Genomic DNA, 12,947 nt, shown 5'->3' with positions numbered 1-12,947 from the left:
CCCCCGCGGCACACTGCCGGCATGCGCGCGCAGGCGGTGCTGCCCTCGCCGGTCGGGCCGCTGACCGTCGTCGCCGACGACGGGGTGCTCGTCCGCCTGTACCTCTCCCCGCCCGGGCCGGAGGCCGACCTCGGCGCCCGGGACGACGCCGCGCTCGCCGCGGTCACCGGCCAGCTCGGCGAGTACCTCGCGGGCGCACGCGAGGCGTTCGACCTGCCGCTGCGGCCCCTCGGCAGCGGGTTCGAGCTCGCCGTCTGGGACGAGCTGACCCGCATCCCCTACGGCCGGACGACCACCTACGGCGCGGTGGCGCGTGCGGTCGGGCAACCGGGCGGTGCCCAGGCGGTGGGCCTCGCCTGCGGGCGCAACCCGCTGGCGATCGTGGTGCCCTGCCACCGGGTGGTCGGCGCCGACGGCGGCCTGGTCGGCTTCGGCGGCGGGCTGGCCCGCAAGCGCTTCCTGCTCGACCTCGAGCAGCGGGAGGACCGGCTGTTCTGAGCCGGTCAGGGCGCGGCGGGGCCGCCGCCGGGCCCCTCGCCGGGCAGCTCGGCCACCGACAGCTCGAGGTCGACGAACGCCGCGACCATCGCCCGGTACACGCGCTCGGCCACCTCGGGGCTGCCGCCGGAGGCCTCCGCCAGCAGCCGGGCCCGGGCGACGACCTGCTCGACCCGGCCGGGGGCGCGCACCGCGGCGGCGTCGGTCTTGAACCGTGCCGCCGCGCGCACCAGCCGCTCGCGCCGGGCCAGCAGGGCGACGAGCTCCTCGTCGAGCCCGTCGATCGCGGCGCGGACCGCCGTCAGGTCGGGGAGCTCCTCGGGGGACCCCGCCACGTCAGCCTCCGATCACGTGCACCAGCGCGCCGGTGGCCCCGGCGAGCACCAGGACCAGGACGAACGGCGCCCGCAGCGCCAGCGCCACCGCGGCGACGGCGAGCCCGGCCAGCCGCCCGTCGACCACCAGCTCCCGCCCGGAGGTCAGCGCCTGCACGGCGACCAGCGCCGCCAGCAGCGCGGCCGGCACGAAGGTGACCATGCGGGTCACCCACGGGCGCTCCACCCAGGCCGCCGGCACCGACAGCCCGGCCAGCTTGAGCAGGTAGCAGCCGAGCGACCCGACGACGACGACCGTCCACAGCGTCCCGGAGCTCACGCCGCCGCCTCCCGCCGCGGCCGGCCGGCGAGGGCGACCGCGACGACGGCGGCCACCACCTGCACGCCCGCGGGCACGAACGGGGTGAGCGCCAGCGCGACCGCCGCCCCGCCCAGTGCCACCCGCCGCGCGACGGCCGGTTCCTCGGCGCCGGCGCGCAGCCGCGGCCACAGCAGCGCGAGGAAGGCGGCGGGCACGACGGCGTCCAGCGCGGCCTGCGCGGTCTCCCCCAGCGCCGCGGCACCGAGCGCGCCCACCAGCGTGGTGGCGTTCCAGACGACGTAGATCGACGCCCCGCCGGCGAGGAACGCCAGCCGCGCCAGTCCGCGGTCGGGCGCGGCCACCGCCAGCGCCGTCGTCTCGTCGATCACCCAGTGGGCGGTGCCGAGCCGGCGCAGCGGGCCGCGCGGGGCGAGCAGCGGGGCCAGGCGCACGCCGTAGACGGTGTTGCGGGTGCCCAGCAGCAGCGCGCTGCCGATCGCCGCCGCGCCGCTGCCGCCCGCGCCGAGCACGCCGACGAGGGCGAACTGCGAGGCGCCGGTGAACATCAGCAGCGACATGACCAGCGCCTGCCAGGGGTCCAGCCCGGCGGCGTCGGCGGCGGCCCCGAAGGCGACGCCGTAGAGCCCGACGGCGACGCCGAGCCCGACCGCGTCGCGGAGGACGGCCGTGCGGGCGGTTCCGGACACGGGACCGGAGGCTAACGACCCGCCCCGGAGGGGGAAGGGACCCGCCCGGCACGGCGTTGACCAGGGCAGGGCTGCGCGTCGCCAGTGCGCAGCACATCACCCCCGCACCGGGCGGCACCCGGTGCCGATCGCCGTACAGTGACTGTGACCTGCAGTGCCGGTCGCCGCCGCGTACGGCAGACCGCGAACGGGTCCCCCCGTCGAAGGAGACACACGCACCCATGTCCGACACGCTGACCGGCTCGCCGGCGCTCGACGCCGTCAACGCCGCTCTGGCCACCGTCCAGGACCCGGAGATCAACCGTCCCCTGCCCGACCTCGGCATGGTCAAGGACGTGCAGATCGGCGTCGGCGGCGACCCGGGCGCCGTGCGCGTCGAGGTCTACCTCACCGTGGCCGGCTGCCCGATGCGCGAGACGATCACCAACCGGGTCACCACCGCGGTGTCCGCCGTCCCCGGCGTGACCTCGGTGCAGGTGGGCCTCGACGTGATGAGCGACGAGCAGCGCGCCGAGCTGCGCAAGACCGTGCGCGGCACCGACGCCGCCGAGCCGGTCATCCCCTTCGCCCAGCCGAACTCGCTGACCCGCGTCTACGCGGTCGCGTCCGGCAAGGGCGGCGTCGGCAAGTCCAGCGTCACGGTGAACCTGGCCGCCGCGCTCGCGAAGAAGGGCCTGTCGGTCGGCGTCGTGGACGCCGACATCTACGGCCACTCGGTGCCGCGCATGCTCGGCGTCGACGACAAGCCGACGCAGGTCGACAACATGATCATGCCGCCGCAGTCCTACGGCGTGAAGGTCATCTCGATCGGCATGTTCACCCCGGGCAACACCCCGGTGGTGTGGCGCGGGCCGATGCTGCACCGCGCGCTGCAGCAGTTCCTCGCCGACGTGTGGTGGGGCGACCTCGACGTCCTGCTCCTCGACCTCCCGCCGGGCACCGGCGACGTGGCGATCTCCATCGCCCAGCTGCTGCCCAACGCGGAGATCCTCGTGGTGACCACGCCGCAGCTCGCCGCCGCCGAGGTGGCCGAGCGGGCCGGCGCGATCGCCACCCAGACCCACCAGCAGGTGGTCGGGGTCATCGAGAACATGTCGTGGATGGAGCTGCCCGACGGCTCCCGCATGGAGGTCTTCGGCTCCGGCGGCGGCCAGACGGTGTCCGACGCGCTGACCCGCACGCTCGGCGCCCGGGTGCCGCTGCTGGGCCAGGTGCCGCTGGACACCCGGCTGCGTGAGGCCGGCGACGCCGGCGCCCCGATCGTCCTCGCCGAGCCCGAGGCGCCCGCCGCCAAGGCGCTCGGCGCGATCGCCGAGTCGCTCGCCGTCCGCTCCCGCGGGCTGTCGGGCCGGTCGCTGGGGCTCACCCCCGTCCGCCGCTGACGCGCTGACGCACCGGAGGCCCGGTCCCCACCAGGGGGCCGGGCCTCCGTCGTCTCAGGTGCGGGGAGGTCCGGGCGGACGGCCCTTCAGCTCGTGGAAGCCGACGGTGCCGCCGACCAGGACGACGCCGTCCCACAAACGGCCGGCCTCCTCGCCGCGCGGCACCCGCGACAGGACCGGCCCGAATACCGCCACGCGCGGCCGCCCCGGCTCCCGGACGGCGAGGACGGGCGTGCCGACGTGCGTGCCGACCAGGCCGATCCCCTCCGTGTGCGAGGCGCGGACCAGGTCGTCGTGCGCGTCGCCGGTCATGACCTCGGCGAGCTCCGGCGGCAGCCCGGCCCGCTCGAGCAGGTCGCCGGCGTCGGGCCACCTGCCGCGCGTGTGCACCGTCTCGCCCCACGCGCGGTAGAGCCGGATGAGCGCGTCCTGCCCGTGCCGGTCGGCGACGACGGCGCCGGCGACGGCGACGGCGTGGAGGGGCCCTGCCCGGTCGGGGACGGCACGTGGCCGCGGCGCCCACGCGAGGCGCCCTGCGGGGACGGGGGCGCGACCGCGGGGCCGGAGGCTCCCGGTCGGGACCTCGTGGCAGGGCTCCGCGCAGGTCGGGGACGGCACCTGGCCGCGGTGTCGGCCGGTAGGCCGACGACGACTACGTCGCGTCGACGTCGAAGGGCGGCGGGACGGTGCGGTCGACGACGGCCGGCTTCACCAGGCTCGCCGCCGTCGCACCCGCCGCCCCGGCACTCCCCCGGCGCACCGGCGGGGCCGCGTGGTCGTCGTCCTCGAACAGCTGCGCCCGGATGAACGTCTTCGGGTGGTACTTGCGCAGGTCGAGGTCGCGCAGGCCGGCGAGGTCCTCACCGAGGGACTCGTCGACCTGCGCCCGCACCCCGGTCAGCGCGGTGCGGGCCTTCTTCAGGCCGGCCGCGGCGTCCCGGGCGAGGGTGGGCAGCCGCTCGGGACCGAAGATGAAGAGCGCCGCGAGCGCCAGGACGACGATCTCGCCCCAGCCGATCGAGTCGAACACCGTCGCTCCCGTCGCTCCTGCGGTGTACCGGTCCCAGGGTAGCCAGCCGCGGCCTCAGGCCTGGTCGAGCGTCGCCTGCACCGTGGTCGAGGAGTCGTCGCGGACGACCTCGACGGTCACCGTGTCGCCGGGCTCGTGCGAGTCGATGGCGACGACGAGCTCCTCGGAGCTGCCGACGGCCTGGTCGTCGACGGCGATGATGACGTCCTGCTCGCGGATCCCGGCGTCGGCCGCGGCGCTGCCGGGCTCGACGTTGAGGACCAGCGCGCCGTCGCGGGTGCCGTCGGTGACCGACCGGGTGTTCACCCCGAGCGCGGCGTGCACGGCCGCGCCGGTGGAGATGAGCTGCTCGGCGATGTCGCTGGCGGTGTCGATCGGGATGGCGAAGCCGAGGCCGACGCTCCCGCCGCCGAGCGAGGCGATGGCGGTGTTGATGCCGATCACCGCGCCGGTGGCGTCGACGAGCGCACCGCCGGAGTTGCCGGGGTTGATCGGGGCGTCGGTCTGCACGGCGCTGATCACTGCGTTGGTGTCGCTGCCCTCCCCCGCCAGCCGCACGGGCCGGTCGAGGGCGGACACGATGCCGCTGGTGACCGTGCCGGCCAGCCCGAGCGGGGAGCCGATGGCCACCACCGGGTCGCCGACGACGACCGCGTCGGAGCTGCCCAGGGAGGCGGTGACCAGCCCCGGCCGCTCCACCTTGACGACGGCGATGTCGCTGGCCGGGTCGCGGCCGACGATGCGCGCCGCGGAGCCGCTGCCGTCGCTGAACACCGCGCGGATCTCCGCGCCCTCCACGCCGTCGGCGCCGGAGATGACGTGGTTGTTGGTGACGATGTAGCCGTTCTCGCCGTCGATGACCACGCCGGAGCCGGTGGCGCCGGCCTCGCCGATGCGCACCTCGATGGACACGACGGCGGGCGTCACGTCGGCGGCGATGTCGGACACCGAGCCGGGCTCGCGGGTGATGCCCTCGTCGGTGGGGGTGAGCGTGGTGCCGGGCGCGAGCAGCGGCGTCTCGGCGGCCTCGCGGGTGAGCAGGTAGCCCACGCCGCCGCCGATCGCGCCGGCCAGCAGGACGGCGAGCACGAGCAGCGCGGCCACCCGCACCGTCAGGTCGCGCAGCCGCAGCTTCTTCCGGCCCTTCCGGTCGACGACGACCGGGCCCTCCTGCTCGGACTCTTCCTCGAACACCGCCGGACCGGTCAGGCCGGCCGGGGCGTGCGGGTCGCGCCAGGGGTCGCTGCGGGCGTCAGACTTCCACCACGGCCCGGCCGAGGTGCGGCGGCGGCCGGGGCGGCCGCCGGGCGGCTCCTGCAGCCCGCCCTGCCCGGAGGGGGCGCGGAAGGCGCGCAGCACGGCCTCCGGCGGGGGCGGGGGCACCGGCCGCGGCGGCGGGCTGGGCCGGTCGCCGGCGAAGCTGCCGGCGACGGCGGCCGGGCGGCCGAAGGCGGCCTGCTGCGCCGGGCTGGCCGGCGGGGGCGGGGTCACCGCCGGACGGTGGCGCTCCGGCGGGTCGAAGGAGCCCTGCGCGCCGGCCGGGCGGGCGAAGGCCGCGCCGTCGGCCGGGGTCGCGTCGGCCGGGTCAGAGGCACCGGCGCGGGGTGCGGCGGGTGGCGGCGGGAGGACGGCCTCGACGGTGCGGTCGCCGTCGCTGGACCCGGGCTGCCGGGCGTCGGGGGGCGTCACGGGTACAGCGTCCTCTCCGGACCTGGGGTGCGGCTCGGAGGGTCAGGGCGTGGCGGCGGGCGCCGTCGCCTCTCCGGCCGTGGAGCGGGTGAGGGTGCGCACGACCGGGGGCACGACCTCGGTGCGCTCCTCCGGCTGCGAGCCGCCGGCCACCGACGCGGGCGGGTCGGACTGCACCGGGCCGCCGTCGGGCAGGTTGACGGTGAGCACCGCGACACCGATGCCGAGGCCGGCCAGCGTGCCGGCGACCCCGCGGCGCAGCCAGCGCGCCTGGTGCGGCGGCGCCGGGCGCATCGGCGGGTCGTCGAGGGAGACGGTGAACCGGCCGGAGGAGCCGGAGACGGTGAGCTGGCCGGGGCCCGCGCTCAGGGCGCCGAGCCCACCGGCGCCGGGGACCTCGGCGGTGAACGGGATGGCGCACAGCCGGGAGAGCAGGTCACCGGGCACGGCGACGTCGGAGGCGGCGTGCAGGGCCTCCTTGGCCTCGCGCTGGGCCTGCACGAGCATCCGGCACTCGAGGCAGCCGGCCAGGTGCCGCGCGGCGCGGGCGGCCGGCCCGCTGGCCAGCTCGCCGTCGACCAGCGCGGCGATCGCCTCCTGCGCCAGGTGGCTCTCGGGCAGGCTCATGCTCATGCGCCGGCTCCCGGTGCCGTCGCGACCCCGCGCGGGGCCAGGTGGGCGAGCGCCTGGCGCAGCTGCACGCGGCCGCGGTGGATGCGGCTGCGGACGGTGCCGAGCTTGATGCCCAGCGTCGCCGCGATCTCCTCGTAGGTGAGGCCCTCGATGTCGCAGAGGACGACGGCCACGCGGAACTCCGGCGACAGCGCGTCGAGTGCCGCCTGGACCTGCGGGTCGAGGTGGGTGTCGGCGTAGACCTGCTCGGGGCTGGGCGCGGTGCCCGGCAGCCGCTCGGTGTCCTCGGGCAGCGCGTCGAAGCGGATGCGCTGCCGGCGGCGGACCATGTCGAGGAACAGGTTCGTGGTGATGCGGTGCAGCCAGCCCTCGAAGGTGCCCGGCGAGAAGTCCGCCAGCGAGCGGAACACCCGGACGAAGGTCTCCTGGGTCAGGTCCTCGGCGTCCTGCGCGTTGCCCGAGAGGCGGTATGCCAGGCGGTAGACGCGGGCGGAGTGGTCGCGCACGACCTGCTCCCACGTCGGGGCGACCCACACCTCACCGGCGCCGGACGCGGCCGGCTGCGGGTCGGCGGGAGGGGGGACGCTGGCCTCGGACACGCTCCCAGTATCGCGGACGCGCACGCTGCCGACCTCCCCCGGAGAAAGGGGAGGGACGGCGGCACGCTGGGGTGTCACGTCCGGGTCAACGGGCGGGCGCTCCCCCGGTGTTCCCGGCGCCGCACTCTGACAGGTTCCTCACAGGGTCGGGTCCCGGGCCGGTCGCGGCCGGGCCTCTACCCTCGCCCGGTGACGATCGCCTCGGGACCGCCCTCGCAGGGCGGCACCGGTGGCGCCGCGTGGGCCGACCGGTACGCCACCGAGGACCCCGCCCTCACCGCCGCCCGGGCCCGCGTCACCGCGCTCGGCGGCCCGCCGCCGGTGGAGCCGGCCGTCGGCGCCACGCTCGCCGTCCTCGCCGCGGGCAGCAGTGCCCGCGCGGTCGTCTCGATCGGCAGCGGCGGCGGCGTCGCCGGCCTGTGGCTGCTGCGCGGCATGCGCTCCGACGGCGTCCTCACCGTGCTCGACACCGACCCGGAGCAGCTGCGCGCCGCCCGGCGGGCGCTGGCCGACGCAGGCGTGCCGCCCGGGCGCACCCGGATGATCTTCGGGACGCCGGCGGAGGTGCTGCCGCGGCTGTCGCCCGGCGCGTACGACCTCGTCGTCTGCGCCGGCCCGCCCGCCGACTACGCCGGGCACCTCGCCGCCGTCGTCGGGCTGGTGCGTCCCGGCGGGACGCTCGCCTGCCACGGCCTGCTGGCGGGCGACCGGATCGGCGACCGCGCCGCCCGCGACCCGCAGACCGTCGCCTGGCGGGAGCTCGCCCGCACCGTGCGCGAGGACGAGGCGCTGACCTCGGCCGTGCTGCCCGTCGGCGCCGGCCTGCTCGTGGCGGCCCGCCGGGCCTAGCCGACGAGGGCCTGGGCGGCGAAGGGGTGCTCCCCCAGCGGCTCCCACGGGCCGCCGAGGTAGCGCCACAGCCCGAGGCCGCGGGCGGGCACGTCGTACGGGACGAAGGAGGCGGCCAGCCGGTCGCGCAGCCCGCGCGCCACCGCCGGCTCCACCTTGTTCTGCACGGTCACGTGCGGCGAGAGCCGCTGCCGGTCCTGCGGGGTCAGCCACGGGCCGAGCTCCGCGGCCAGGCCCGCGTGCAGCGCGGCCAGCTCCGCCGAGGCCAGCCGGTAGGCCACCCCGCGGCCGAGCAGCTGCAGCCCGGTGACGGCGACGTCGAACGGCGGCCGGTCGGCGGCCCGGTCCAGCGCCGCCTCGACGGCGGGCCGCTCCTCCCCCGGCAGCGCGTGGAACAGCGTCACGTGCGCGGCCAGGTGGTTGCGCTCGCGCGGGAAGTGCTCGGCGCGCAGCCGGTCGAAGCGGGCCTGCGCCTGCTCCTCGAGGAGCAGCGTGACGATCAGCGCCCGGGCGTCGCTCACAGGACCGCGCGAGCACCCTTCCCGAGGACGGTCACGCCGCCGGCGCTGACGTGGTAGTGCTCGCGGTCGGCGCCGGTGTCCACGCCGATGCGCGCCCACGGCGGGACGACGACGTTCTTGTCGAGGATCGCGCGCCGGACGTAGGCGCCCTCGCCGACCACCACGCCGTCCATGAGCACGCTGTCCTCGACCCGGGCGCCGCGGTCGACGCGCACGCCCGGGGAGACCACCGAGTTGTGCACGGAGCCGCCGCCGATGATCGCGCCGGCGCTGACCATCGACTCCTCGGCCCGCCCGCCGAGCACGAACTTCGCCGGCGGCAGCTGCGGCGGGAGCGTGTAGATCGGCCAGCGGTCGTTGTAGAGGTTGAACACCGGCGTGACCGACACCAGGTCCATGTGCGCGTCGAAGTAGGCGTCGATGGTCCCGACGTCGCGCCAGTAGCCGTGGTCGCGCTCGGTGCTGCCCGGGACGATGTTGGTCGAGAAGTCGTAGACGTAGGCGTCCCCGGTGGCGGCCATCATCGGCATGATCGAGCCGCCCATGTCGTGCACCGAGTCGGGGTCCTCGGCGTCGGTGCGCAGGGCCTCGAGCAGCGCGTCGGTGGTGAAGACGTAGTTGCCCATCGAGGCGAAGGACTCCTCCGGGGAGTCCGGCAGGCCGGGCGGGTCGGCGGGCTTCTCGAGGAAGCCGCGCACCTTCCCGTCGGCGTCGGCGTCGATGACGCCGAACCCGGTGGCCTCCTGCCGCGGCACGCGCAGCCCGGCGATGGTGACGCCGGCACCGGTCTGCAGGTGCTGGTCGACCATCTGCCCCGGGTCCATCCGGTAGACGTGGTCGGCGCCGAAGACGACGACGATCTCGGGGCGCTCGTCGTAGATCAGGTTGAGGCTCTGGAAGATCGCGTCGGCGCTGCCGGTGTACCAGCGGGGGCCGAGCCGCTGCTGCGCCGGCACCGGGGTGATGAAGTTGCCCAGCAGGTTCGACATCCGCCACGTCGTGGTGATGTGCCGGTCGAGGCTGTGGCTCTTGTACTGGGTGAGCACGGCGATCTGCCGGATCTCGGCGTTCACCAGGTTGGAGAGCACGAAGTCGATCAGGCGGTAGTTGCCGCCGAACGGGACGGCGGGCTTGGCCCGGTCCGCGGTCAGGGGCGCGAGCCGCTTGCCCTCGCCACCGGCGAGCACGATGCCGAGAACCCGAGGACCGCCACGCATGGGGGGAACCTAGTCGCTGGCCGGGACCGCCGTCGCCCCGCCCGGGTGCTTCCCGCCCCCTAGGGTGACCGCCGTGCGGATCGGCATCGTGACCAGGGAGTGGCCCCCGGACGTCTACGGCGGCGCCGGGGTGCACGTCGAGCACCTCGTGGCGGCGCTGCGGGCGCTGCCCGCGGGGCCCGACGTCGACGTGCACTGCTTCGGCGCCCCGCGGCCGGACGCGGTGGCCTGGCCGGTGCCCCCGGGCCTGGCGCAGGCCAACGGCGCGCTGCAGGCGCTGGGCACCGACGTCGAGATCGCGGCGGGGCTCGCCGGCGTCGACCTCGTGCACAGCCACACCTGGTACGCCAACGGCGCGGGCCTGCTCGCCGGGCTGGTGCACGGCGTCCCGCACGTGGTCACCGCGCACTCCCTCGAGCCGCGCCGCCCGTGGAAGGCCGACCAGCTCGGCGGCGGCTACCGGCTGTCGTCGTGGGTGGAGCGCTCCGCCTACCTGGCCGCGGACGCCGTCGTCGCCGTCAGCCACGGCATGCGCGCCGACGTCCTCGACGCCTATCCCGACCTGGACCCGGCGCGGGTGCACGTCGTCGGCAACGGCGTCGACGCCGAGGCCTACCGGCCCACCCCCGCGCCCGACGTCGTCCGCTCCCTCGGCGTGGACCCCGACCGGCCCTACGCGCTGTTCGTCGGGCGGATCACCCGGCAGAAGGGCGTCGTCCACCTGTTGCGCGCGGCCGAGCAGCTACCGCCCGACGCGGGGCTGGTGCTCTGCGCCGGCGCCCCCGACACCCCGGCGGAGCGGCAGCAGGTCGCCGACGCGGTGGCCGAGCTGCAGGCGCGCCGGCCGGGCGTGGTCTGGATCGAGGCGATGGTGCCCCGCGAGCAGCTCGTGCCGCTGATCACCGGCGCCACGGTGTTCGTCGTGCCGTCGGTCTACGAGCCGCTGGGCATCGTCAACCTCGAGGCGGCCGCGTGCGGGACCGCGGTCGTGGCCAGCGCGGTCGGCGGCATCCCCGAGGTCGTCGCGGACGGCGTGACTGGCCTGCTGGTGCCCTACGACCCCGACGACGTCGCTGCCTTCGAGGCGGGGCTCGCCGCGCGCATCGCCGAGCTGCTGGCCGACCCGGCCCGCGCCGCGGCCATGGGCGCCGCCGGCCGCGAGCGGGTGCTCTCGGAGTTCGGCTGGCCGGCCATCGCCCAGCAGACCGTGCAGGTCTACTCGCAGGTGCTCGCCGCCCGGGGCTGACCCGCCTGCCCGCGGGGCGCGGGTGCCGGGATGGGATCCTGTCCCGTCGTGGCTCCCGACCCGACCCCGACCGCGGCCGCCCCGGAGGGCCCGCGCGACCCGCTGGCCGAGACCGCCCGTCCCGACGTCGTCGTCGGGCTCGTCGCCGCGCCCGGCGCGGCGCTCGAGGTGGCCGACGAGCTCGCCGCCGACCTCGCCGGCGCGCTGCGCGAGCGGCACCCCGACGTCGCCTGGGACGTGCGCGTGGTCGAGGACGGGCTGGTGCAGCCGCCGGCCGACGACGCCGAGATCGTGGCCGCGGCGCGCGGGCGGCTGCTGGTCGAGGAGTGGGACCTCGCCGTCTGCGTCACCGACCTGCCGCTGAGCGTCGACCGGCGCACCGTCGTCGCGCACGCCAGCCCCGTGCACGGCGTCGCGGTGCTCTCGCTGCCGGCGCTGGGCGCGGTGGGCCGCCGGCGACGGGCGCTGCAGACGTCGGTGGGCCTGGTGGCCGCGCTGCTCGGCGACGACGGCGGGGACGACCCCGAGGCGCTGCGCCGGCGGGTGCGCGAGCTGGCCGCCGACACCGACGGCCAGGACGGCGTCGGGTTCACCGCCCGGGTGCTCAGCGGGAACCTGCGGCTGCTGGTCGGCATGGTGCGGGCCAACCGGCCGTGGCGGCTGACCATCTCGCTGTCGCGGGCGCTGACCGCGGCCGTCGCCGCCGGGGTGTTCGCGCTCATCACCCCCGACGTCTGGCTGCTGGCCGACCGCTTCGGCCTGGCCCGGCACCTCACCGTGGGGCTCGGCTCGGTGGTGGCCATCTGCGCGACGCTCGTCGTGGGCGCGGAGCTGTGGGAGCGGGCGCGGTCGCGGCGGGTGCGCAAGCAGGTGGCGCTGTTCAACCTGGCCACCGTGGCCACCGTCGTCATCGGCGTGCTGACCCTCTACGCGGCGCTGTTCCTGCTGGCGCTGGCCGGGTCGCTGCTGCTGGTGCCGCCGGGGCTGTTCGCCGACGGGCTGGGCCACCGGGCCTCCCTCGGTGACTACCTGGAGCTGGCCTGGCTGACGAGCTCGCTGGCCACCGTGGGCGGCGCGCTGGGCGCGGGCCTGGAGTCCGACGAGGCGGTGCGCGACGCGGCCTACACCCACCGCGCCGGCCAGGACGGGTGACGAGACCGGCGGGTCCGGGGGAGGATGGGCTGTGACCATCGCCACACGGTTCGCCGCGGCGCTGCACGAGCAGACCGCCCGCGGGCCGGGCGGGACCGAGCTGCTGCCCGTCCGGCTGGCCCGCGCGGCCGCGGCCACGCTCGGCGTCGACGCCGCCGGGCTGTCGGTCGTCGACGCCGCGGGCGCGAGGATCCCGCTCGGGTCGAGCAGCACCGACGCGGCCTGCGCCGAGCGGCTGCAGTTCACCGTGGGCGCGGGCCCCTGCTGGGAGGCGCAGCGCACGCGGCAGCCGGTGTTCGCCGTCCAGGCCGACCTGCGGCGGCGGTGGGCCCCCTTCGCCGACCTGCTCGCCTCGCAGACGCCGTTCCGCGCCGTGGTCGCCTTCCCGCTGCGGGAGGACCTCGCCGGCGCCGGTGCGCTGGACCTCTACTTCACCGCAGACGCCGCGGTCCCCGCCCTGGACGTGTTCGCCGCGGTTGCAGTGGGCGAGCTGGTCACCGCCGCGCTCACCGAGGCGGCGGTGTGGTCGGACTGGCCGGCCGAGCGCGGGCCGGACTGGCTGCACGGCCCGGAGGCCCGCCGCCGCGCCGCCGTGCTGCGCGCCGCCGGCCGCGCGGCGATGGCGCTGGAGACCGATCCGGCGACGGCGCTGACGCTGCTGCGCGGCACCGCCTGGTCCGGCGGGCGGACCGTCGAGGACGTCGCCGAGGACCTCGAGACCGGGGTGCTGCGGATCGAGGACCTCGCCGCCGGGCCGGTGCAGGGACCTGCCGCCTAGGAGCGGCCCG

General features: G+C 77.0%; 16 protein-coding genes. 6 read left to right on the top strand and 10 right to left on the bottom strand.

The window, feature by feature from the left end; all coding sequences use genetic code 11:
- Nucleotides 1-21: 21 nt before the first annotated feature.
- Complete coding sequence (locus BUE37_RS04340) at nucleotides 22-498, top strand: methylated-DNA--[protein]-cysteine S-methyltransferase (protein ID WP_073418794.1); 477 nt, start codon at nucleotides 22-24, stop codon at nucleotides 496-498.
- 5 nt (nucleotides 499-503) lie between these two features.
- On the opposite strand, the gene BUE37_RS04335 is transcribed toward BUE37_RS04340, so the two are convergent.
- The 3 genes from BUE37_RS04335 to BUE37_RS04325 are packed head-to-tail and all read right to left on the bottom strand — an operon-like array spanning nucleotide 504 to nucleotide 1,841.
- Entirely contained in the window at nucleotides 504-833 is a 330-nt protein-coding gene (locus BUE37_RS04335) for a chorismate mutase (RefSeq protein WP_083628271.1), read from the bottom strand.
- A gap of 1 nt (nucleotide 834) precedes the next feature.
- On the bottom strand, nucleotides 835-1,152 hold the full coding sequence (locus BUE37_RS04330; protein ID WP_073418793.1) for an AzlD domain-containing protein: 318 nt from the start codon (nucleotides 1,150-1,152) through the stop codon (nucleotides 835-837).
- Nucleotides 1,149-1,841, bottom strand: a complete 693-nt coding sequence (locus tag BUE37_RS04325; RefSeq protein ID WP_073418792.1) for an AzlC family ABC transporter permease — start codon at nucleotides 1,839-1,841, stop codon at nucleotides 1,149-1,151. Before BUE37_RS04325 ends, BUE37_RS04330 begins: the two co-directional genes overlap by 4 nt.
- 221 nt (nucleotides 1,842-2,062) lie before the next feature.
- On the opposite strand from BUE37_RS04325, the gene BUE37_RS04320 reads away from it, so the two are divergent.
- A complete protein-coding gene (locus BUE37_RS04320) occupies nucleotides 2,063-3,223 on the top strand; it encodes an Mrp/NBP35 family ATP-binding protein (RefSeq protein ID WP_073418791.1) in 1,161 nt (386 codons plus the stop codon).
- A gap of 54 nt (nucleotides 3,224-3,277) precedes the next feature.
- On the opposite strand, the gene BUE37_RS24755 is transcribed toward BUE37_RS04320, so the two are convergent.
- The 5 genes from BUE37_RS24755 to sigE are packed head-to-tail and all read right to left on the bottom strand — an operon-like array spanning nucleotide 3,278 to nucleotide 7,174.
- A complete protein-coding gene (locus BUE37_RS24755) occupies nucleotides 3,278-3,841 on the bottom strand; it encodes a mycothiol-dependent nitroreductase Rv2466c family protein (RefSeq protein WP_073418790.1) in 564 nt (187 codons plus the stop codon).
- Nucleotides 3,842-3,875: 34 nt separating this feature from the next.
- Entirely contained in the window at nucleotides 3,876-4,253 is a 378-nt protein-coding gene (locus BUE37_RS04310) for a twin-arginine translocase TatA/TatE family subunit (RefSeq protein WP_073418789.1), read from the bottom strand.
- A gap of 54 nt (nucleotides 4,254-4,307) precedes the next feature.
- Complete coding sequence (locus BUE37_RS04305) at nucleotides 4,308-5,942, bottom strand: trypsin-like peptidase domain-containing protein (protein WP_073418788.1); 1,635 nt, start codon at nucleotides 5,940-5,942, stop codon at nucleotides 4,308-4,310.
- A gap of 42 nt (nucleotides 5,943-5,984) precedes the next feature.
- A complete protein-coding gene (locus BUE37_RS04300; RefSeq protein WP_245794281.1) occupies nucleotides 5,985-6,575 on the bottom strand; it encodes an anti-sigma factor family protein in 591 nt (196 codons plus the stop codon).
- The gene (gene sigE / locus BUE37_RS04295) at nucleotides 6,572-7,174 is read right to left on the bottom strand and encodes an RNA polymerase sigma factor SigE (RefSeq protein WP_073418786.1); all 603 of its coding nucleotides are present in this window, start codon (nucleotides 7,172-7,174) and stop codon (nucleotides 6,572-6,574) included. Before sigE ends, BUE37_RS04300 begins: the two co-directional genes overlap by 4 nt.
- A gap of 189 nt (nucleotides 7,175-7,363) precedes the next feature.
- Between sigE and BUE37_RS04290 the strand changes: the two genes are divergently transcribed.
- A complete protein-coding gene (locus BUE37_RS04290; RefSeq protein WP_139252814.1) occupies nucleotides 7,364-8,023 on the top strand; it encodes an O-methyltransferase in 660 nt (219 codons plus the stop codon).
- On the opposite strand, the gene BUE37_RS04285 is transcribed toward BUE37_RS04290, so the two are convergent.
- Both BUE37_RS04285 and glgC read right to left on the bottom strand, forming a co-directional pair.
- A complete protein-coding gene (locus BUE37_RS04285; RefSeq protein ID WP_073418785.1) occupies nucleotides 8,020-8,544 on the bottom strand; it encodes a 2'-5' RNA ligase family protein in 525 nt (174 codons plus the stop codon). The two genes, BUE37_RS04290 and BUE37_RS04285, sit on opposite strands and share 4 nt — an antisense overlap.
- Nucleotides 8,541-9,761 carry a glucose-1-phosphate adenylyltransferase gene (gene glgC, locus BUE37_RS04280; RefSeq protein ID WP_073418784.1) on the bottom strand — a complete coding sequence of 407 codons (1,221 nt, stop codon included), beginning with the start codon at nucleotides 9,759-9,761 and terminating at the stop codon, nucleotides 8,541-8,543. Before glgC ends, BUE37_RS04285 begins: the two co-directional genes overlap by 4 nt.
- Before the next feature lie 73 nt (nucleotides 9,762-9,834).
- Between glgC and glgA the strand changes: the two genes are divergently transcribed.
- The 3 genes from glgA to BUE37_RS04265 are packed head-to-tail and all read left to right on the top strand — an operon-like array spanning nucleotide 9,835 to nucleotide 12,937.
- Complete coding sequence (glgA, locus tag BUE37_RS04275; protein ID WP_073419556.1) at nucleotides 9,835-11,007, top strand: glycogen synthase; 1,173 nt, start codon at nucleotides 9,835-9,837, stop codon at nucleotides 11,005-11,007.
- Between the two features lie 48 nt (nucleotides 11,008-11,055).
- On the top strand, nucleotides 11,056-12,159 hold the full coding sequence (locus BUE37_RS04270; protein ID WP_245794280.1) for a hypothetical protein: 1,104 nt from the start codon (nucleotides 11,056-11,058) through the stop codon (nucleotides 12,157-12,159).
- Between the two features lie 31 nt (nucleotides 12,160-12,190).
- On the top strand, nucleotides 12,191-12,937 hold the full coding sequence (locus BUE37_RS04265; protein ID WP_139252813.1) for a GAF domain-containing protein: 747 nt from the start codon (nucleotides 12,191-12,193) through the stop codon (nucleotides 12,935-12,937).
- Nucleotides 12,938-12,947: the final 10 nt, after the last annotated feature.

Origin of the sequence: Geodermatophilus nigrescens (assembly GCF_900129495.1) — a bacterium.
In the GTDB taxonomy this organism is placed as follows: Bacteria; Actinomycetota; Actinomycetes; order Mycobacteriales; family Geodermatophilaceae; genus Geodermatophilus; species Geodermatophilus nigrescens.
Note: the sequence above shows the minus strand (reverse complement) of the source record. Positions and strands in the feature narration are given on the sequence as shown.